Origin of the sequence: Variovorax soli NBRC 106424, assembly GCF_001591385.1 — a bacterium.
GTDB lineage: Bacteria > Pseudomonadota > Gammaproteobacteria > Burkholderiales > Burkholderiaceae_C > Variovorax > Variovorax soli.
In genome coordinates, this window is sequence record NZ_BCUU01000167.1 from 1 (window position 1) to 6,507 (window position 6,507).

General features: G+C 71.3%; 4 protein-coding genes. 1 reads left to right on the plus strand and 3 read right to left on the minus strand.

Going from position 1 to position 6,507, the window contains the following annotated elements:
- The coding region (locus tag VSO01S_RS25525) for a TonB-dependent receptor (RefSeq protein WP_153305440.1) at positions 1–2,458 on the plus strand (2,458 nt) is incomplete at its 5' end.
- A 21-nt stretch (positions 2,459–2,479) separates the two neighbouring features.
- Here the strand turns inward: VSO01S_RS25525 and VSO01S_RS25530 are convergent.
- The 3 genes from VSO01S_RS25530 to VSO01S_RS25540 form a co-directional block, all read right to left on the minus strand.
- Complete coding sequence (locus tag VSO01S_RS25530) at positions 2,480–3,469, minus strand: FAD:protein FMN transferase (RefSeq protein WP_068645574.1); 990 nt, start codon at positions 3,467–3,469, stop codon at positions 2,480–2,482.
- Positions 3,466–5,577: a 4Fe-4S binding protein gene (locus tag VSO01S_RS25535; RefSeq protein ID WP_245684326.1), complete on the minus strand. Its 2,112-nt coding sequence runs from the start codon at positions 5,575–5,577 to the stop codon at positions 3,466–3,468. Before VSO01S_RS25535 ends, VSO01S_RS25530 begins: the two co-directional genes overlap by 4 nt.
- A gap of 11 nt (positions 5,578–5,588) precedes the next feature.
- The coding region (locus VSO01S_RS25540) for a tripartite tricarboxylate transporter substrate binding protein (RefSeq protein WP_068645575.1) at positions 5,589–6,507 on the minus strand (919 nt) is incomplete at its 5' end.

Below are 6,507 nucleotides of genomic sequence, written 5' to 3' on the forward strand. Positions count from 1 at the left end.
CCGGGCCGATGCCCCGGCGCCGGAGCCGGCGCGCGAACTGGCCACCCTCGTGGTGGTGGCACCCACGCCGCTGCCGGGCATCGACGTGCCGCGCGACCAGGTGCCCGCCAACGTGCAGACGGCCACCGACGCCGACCTGGAGCGGCTGCATTCGCCCGACCTGTCCAATTACCTGTGGCGCGCCGTCGGCGGCGTGACGGTCAACGAGACCCAGGGCAACCCGTTCCAGCCGGACGTCCACTACCGGGGCTTCTCCGCATCGCCCCTGCTGGGCACGCCGCAGGGCCTGTCGGTGTACATGGACGGCGTGCGCCTGAACCAGCCCTTCGGCGATGTGGTGAGCTGGGACCTGATTCCGCGCTCGGCGCTGTCGACCGTGGCCCTGATGCCGGGCAGCAACCCGCTGTTCGGCCTGAACACGCTGGGCGGCGCCTTGGCCATCCAGACCAAGGACGGGCTGCGCGATGCCGGCACCTCGGTGCAGCTGATGGGCGGCCCCTGGGGCCGCGCGGCTGCCGAATTCGAGACCGGCGGCAGCGACAAGGCCAGCGGCTGGAACTGGTTCGTGAGCGGCAACCGCCTGCATGAGCACGGCTGGCGCGTGGATTCGCCGTCCGACCTTCGGCAGCTGTTCGCCAAGGTCGGCCGCGTGACGGGCGACGGCAGCATCTCGCTCACGGCGGCCCTGGCCGACAACGACCTCACCGGCAACGGCACGCAGGAACTGGGCGCGCTGGGGCGCGACTGGCACAGCGTGCGCACCATTCCCGACACCACGCGCAACCAGGCGGCCTTCCTCAACCTGTCGCTCATGCAGGCGCTGAACGCGGACTGGACGCTCAGCGGCAACGCCTACTACCGCAACATCAAGACCCGCACCTTCAACGGCGACGTCAACGACGAGTCGATGAGCGAGTCGGTGTACCAGCCCACGGCGAGCGAACGTGCGGCACTGGCCGCCGCGGGCTACACCGGCTACCCGGCCAGCGGCGCCAATGCCTCGAACACGCCCTTTCCGAAGTGGCGCTGCATTGCCAACGCCTTGCTCAACACCGAGCCGAACGAGAAGTGCAACGGCCTGCTCAACCGGACCGAGACGCAGCAGCAGAACTACGGCCTGGCCGCGCAGCTGTCCACGCAAGCCAGGACGGGCCAGCTCGAGCACCTGCTCGTGCTCGGCGCGGCCTACGACGCCAGCCGCATCCGCTTCGGCCAGGGCACGCAGTTCGGCTACATCAACCCCGACCGCACCGTCACGCCGGTAAGCGGACCGGGCGCCTTCGCCGACGGCACGCAGGATTCGGAGGACGCCTTCGACGCGCGGGTGGACCTGCGCAGCCGATCGCGCACCGCCAGCCTGTTCGCCACCGACACCATCGCGCTGGACACACGCACGCACCTCACGCTCTCGGCCCGCTACAACCGCACCACCGTCGACAACAGCGACCAGCTCACCCCCGGCGGCGGCGCCGGTTCGCTGGACGGGCACTACACCTTCGGCCGCCTCAACCCTGCAGTCGGCCTGACCTTCGCGCCCAGCGAGGCCGTCACGCTGTATGCCGGCGCCAACCAGGGCAGCCGCGCGCCGACGGCCATCGAGCTGGGCTGCGCCGACCCGGCCAGCCCGTGCAAGCTGCCCAACGCCTTTGCCGGCGATCCGCCGCTCAGGCAGGTGGTCACGACCACCTTCGAGGCCGGCCTGCGCGGCGTGCTGCAGCCGGACATCGCCTGGAACGTGGGCGTCTTCCGCTCCGACAACCGCGACGACCTGCTGTTCGTGGCGGACGACTCCAGCGGCTTCGGCTACTTCAGGAACTTCGGCAGGACGCGCCGGCAGGGGCTGGAGCTGGGCCTGAGCGCCAAGCCTGCCCGCGGCCTGACCGTAGGCGGCAATTTCATGCTGCTGGATGCGACCTACCGCAGCGCGGAAACGCTCGGCGGGGCCGGCAACAGCAGCAACGACCAGGCGCTGGCGGGCTTTCCGGGCACCGACGGCAACATCCACATCCGCCCGGGCGACCGCATCCCGATGCTGCCGTCGCAGGTGCTCAAGCTGTTCGCCGACTATGAGCCCCATGCGCAGTGGCGCATCGGCATGGACATGCTGGCCTCCAGCGGCGCCAGGCTGCGCGGCAACGAGAACGGGCAGCATGCCCCCGACGGCGTGTACTACACCGGGCCCGGCCGGAGCGCCGGCTACGCGGTCTTCAACCTCGGGGTCGACTACAAGCCGCGCCCGGGCCTGAAGTTCTTCGTGCAGGTGTCCAACCTGTTCGACACGCGCTACGCCACCGGCGGGCAACTGGCGGCCAACGGCTTCACCGACAGCGGCGCCTACATCGCGCGCGGGCTGCCGCAGAACGCCAACGGCGACTACCCGGTGAGCCGGGCCAGCCTGATGTCGCCGGGTGCGCCGCGCGCGGCCTGGGTGGGCCTGCGCTACACCTTCGACCACTGAGCCGCGCCGCTTCGCCCGGCATCAGGCCCGCTCGATCAGCAGGCCGGGCGTGGCCTCCCAGCGGCCGGCCTTGTCCACCCACAGCGCATCGACCTTCCAGCGGTAGGCGAGGGCGCGCGCCTGCGACGGCCCGGCCACGAAGAAGACCTTGGTCAAGGCATCGGCCACGGCGCCGCTGTCGGCCACCACGGTCACGGCCGAGAGCCCGGTGGGGGAATAGCCGGTGCGTGGATCCAGGATGTGGTGGTGAAGATGGTCGGCGCTGAAAGTCGCGAGGTTGTCGGCCGATGTCGCGACGCAGCGGCCGTCGGTCATCAGGCGTGCGATCAGCGCATCTTCGGCGCGCGGGTCGGCGATGCCGAGCGTCCATGGACGCGCCTCGCGGGTGGCGCCGAGGGGCGCAAACTCGCCGGCATCGAGCAGCGCATGCGCAATGCCATGCGAGGCGAGCACTGTGCGCACCCGGTCGGCCGCGTAGCCCTGGGCAATGCCATTGAGCGTCGCGGCCATGCCCGGCATGTCGAAGCGGATTCGCCGCGCCGAGACCTGCAGCGCGCGCCAGTCCACCTTGGCCCGCGCATCCCGGATCTCCCGGCGATCGGGCAGGCGGCCCTCGCGCTGCGCGTGCGCAAACACGCGCCACAGGGGCTGCACCGTGACATCGAAGGCGCCGTCGTGGTCGCGCGAGATGTTGTGGGCGATGTCCAGGATCTCCACCAGTTCGGCGGGCGGCGACATCAGCTCGCCGTCGCGGTTCAGGCGGGAGAGGGCGCTTGCGGGGTCGAACAGACTCATCTGGCTTTCGATCCGCCGCAGGGTGCGCACCGCGGCGTCGAGCGCGCGATCCAGCGTGCGGACGTCCTCATGCCCGGCCTGCAGCGACAGCGTGGTGCCGAAACCCAGCAGCGACCGATGGGCCCAGGTCAGTGACGCACTCGCCGGCGTCAGCTCGGCGAAACCGGCCAGCGCGCCCAGGCCCAGCCCGGCATGCAGGAACTGGCGCCGCTTCATCCCGTGCTCCCTGCCGGCGCGGGCAGTGCGCGGATCGGAATGACGCGGTCGCGCTGCCTGGCAATGAGCGGCGCGCAGCGCGCCGGGCTGTCGTGGATGGCCACGCAGTCCAGGCACTGGAAGCACTCCTCGTAGACGACGGTCCCGGCCGGCTGGATGGCCTGGTACTCGCAGCGGTGGCGGCAGGTCTGGCACGGGGTGCCGCATTCGGGGCGGCGCGCGATCCAGCGCAGCAGCCGCACGCGCCCCAGCACGGCGAGGCCCGCACCGAGCGGGCAGAGGTAGCGGCAGTAGCCCTTGTAGACAAAGGCGCCGGTCAGCAGGCAGGCCAGCGCCCAGGCCACGTAGGGCCATGAGCGCACGAAGCCCAGCGTGATCGCGGTCTTGAACGGCTCGACCTCCACCGCCCGGTCGCTCCACGCCGGCGACACCACCGCCAGGCCGACCATGACGGCAAGCACCGCGTACTTCACCCACTTGAGCTTCGCATCGAGGCTGCGGTGCAGCCGGATGCGGCGCACGCCCATCCCCCTTGCCAGATGCGCCACCAGTTCCTGCATGGCGCCGAAGGGGCAGAGCCAGCCGCAGAAGGTGCCGCGCCCCCACACGACCAGCGTCAGCGCAACGAAAGCCCACAGCGCCACCGTCATCGGGTCGTAGAGCAGGAATTCCAGCCCCCGCCCGGCCGCGGCGGCCTGCACCACGCCGGTGATGTTGACGATGGACAGCTGCCCTTGCGCGAACCAGCCGATGAACACGAGGGTGAAGACCAGGTAGCCCAGCCGGAAGCGCGCCAGGCGCGCCGGCGTGGCGACGATCCACTTCGGTCGGGCGAGCACGGCGGCGAGCAGCGCCAATGCGGCGGCCAGCACCGCGAGTTCCGCAGCGCGGGCCCGCCAGATGCCCTGCCAGCCCGTGATGTCCGCGGCGGGCATCGACACCTGGCTGGCCGGCAGCAGGTAGCGCAGCGTGAAGCTGCGCGCGATGCGCTCGGGATAGAGGACGCCCTTGTCCCGCGTCACCCGAAGCGCGAAATCCAGGCGCTGCGCCGGGTCGAGCCCGGCCGGGCCGATCACCCGGAAGACCTTGGCGTCGGCGCCGCGCAGGTTGTGCGGCAGCGCCAGCGGCTCGTCCAGATCGAGGTCGCGCAGCTCCAGCGGCAGTTCGTTCTGCTGGAGCGTCAGCCTGTCGGGCACCGCCCCGCGCACGAAGCGCTCGCCCACGAAGGTGTGCGGGCCGGCCGCGATCACCAGGAACGCATGGTCACCCTCGTCCAGGCGCCCCAGCAGGCGCTTCCAGCCCGCCTCGGACAACAGGTTGCGGCCCACCAGCGGGCTGTTGAGATACGCGATGTAGAGGTCGGTATCGCCGCCCGGCCCGTTGACGGGGCGCCCGACACCGCTGCCCGCGAAGGCCTGCTCTACCGCCGTGTGCGCGATGCGCTGGTGCTGGACCAGGCCGGCCTGGCGCAGGGCGTCCCAGTCCATGGGGGCGTAGGTGTCGCCCCTCACGCGCGCGACCTGGCCAGGGTCCTGGCCCGCGGCAAAGCCCAGCCGAGCCCGCGCCACGCGCAGCGCCGAAGACAGCAGGCTCTGGTTCAGGATGCGCACCGAGGCCGTGGCCTTGGCCACCCCGTCGATGTAGACGTTGGCGCTGGCACCGACGTCGCCGCGGTTGGCGTTGGTGCCGATCTTGATGTTGTGCCGCAGCGAGAGGCCCTGGTACTGGTCGGCAAAGCGCAGCAGCGGCCCTTCACCCAGCCCGTCGAGGAACACCGGCTCATGGTGCGAGAGCACGCGCACCTGCAGGAAGGTGCCCTTGGTGTCCAGTGCGACCAGCAGGTTGAAGGGCGTGCCGGAGAACCCGGGAATGGGTGCCAGGTCGATCGACTCGAAGACATAGCCGGCCAGCACCGTCGAGGTCGCCTCCTGCCGGAAGATGGGCCAGACCGGCAGTTGCGCATCGCGCTCGCCCACCACCAGCGGCGCGCCCAAAGCCTGCTGCACCGCGGCGCGCGTCATCACGCCGGCATGCGCGCAGGCGGCCAGGCACAGCAGCAGCAGTGCGGCGGCGATCCGGCACTTCCATGACCCCGGCATCCGGCTCATGCCACTCGTCTTCATGCCGGCGCCAGGCCCAGGCGCTCCACGGTGCGCTTCTCGGCTGCATAGGCCTCGCGCATGCTGCGTGCGTAGGCGGCGCTGTCGAGGTAGGCGACCTCCTGGTCGTACCGGGCGAGCTCTGCGATGTAGCGCGCGTCGAACAGCGCGCTGCGGAAAGCGTCGTGCAGCCGCCGCACGACCGCCTCGGGCAGGCCGCGGGGACCGGCCAGGCCGTAGGGCGACATGGCGACGATGTCATGGCCCAGCTCGCGCATCGTCGGCACGTCCGGCCAGCGCGCGGAACGGGTAGCACCGAAGGTGGCCAGCAGCCGCAGGCGCCCGGAGTCGACGTAAGGCGCGAAGCCGCTGGCATTGACGCCGGCCATCACCTGGCCGCCCGACAGGGCGATCATCTGCTCGGCCACGCCCTTGTAGGGCACATGGACGAAGCTGAGGCCATGCCGCGCGAACAGCGCGTCGAGCACCACATGCGGGGTGGTGCCGATGCCGTTGGTGGCGATGGTCACGCGCCCGGGCTGCGCGGCGGCTTGCGCCAGCAGGTCGGCCACGCTGTCCAGCGGACTGTCGACAGGCACCAGCAGGCCGAAGGTCACGCCGCTGACCTGCAGGATGGGGGTGGTGTCGCGGATCGGGTCCCATGCGACCTTGCGGGTGAACGGTGCGCGAAACACCGTCTGCGGCATCTGCGCCAGGGTGTAGCCATCGGGCAGCGCCTGCTGCAGCACCGGCATGGCCAGCGTGCCGCCCGCGCCGCCCCGGTTCTCGATGACGATGCGCTGGCCCAGATGCGCCTGCGCAAGCTCGGCCAGCAGGCGCAGCGTGAGGTCGGTCCCGCCACCGGCCGTCCACGGCACCCACAGGGACAGGGCGCGTTCCGGGAACGGTGCGGCTTCGCCGGCCCGCGCGGGCGTCCAT

Coding starts and splice junctions, on each gene's coding strand:
- VSO01S_RS25530 (WP_068645574.1), bottom strand. CDS start 3,469: ATGAAGCGGCGCCAGTTCCTGCATGCCGGGCTGGGCCTGGGCGCGCTG.
- VSO01S_RS25535 (WP_245684326.1), bottom strand. CDS start 5,577: ATGAGCCGGATGCCGGGGTCATGGAAGTGCCGGATCGCCGCCGCACTG.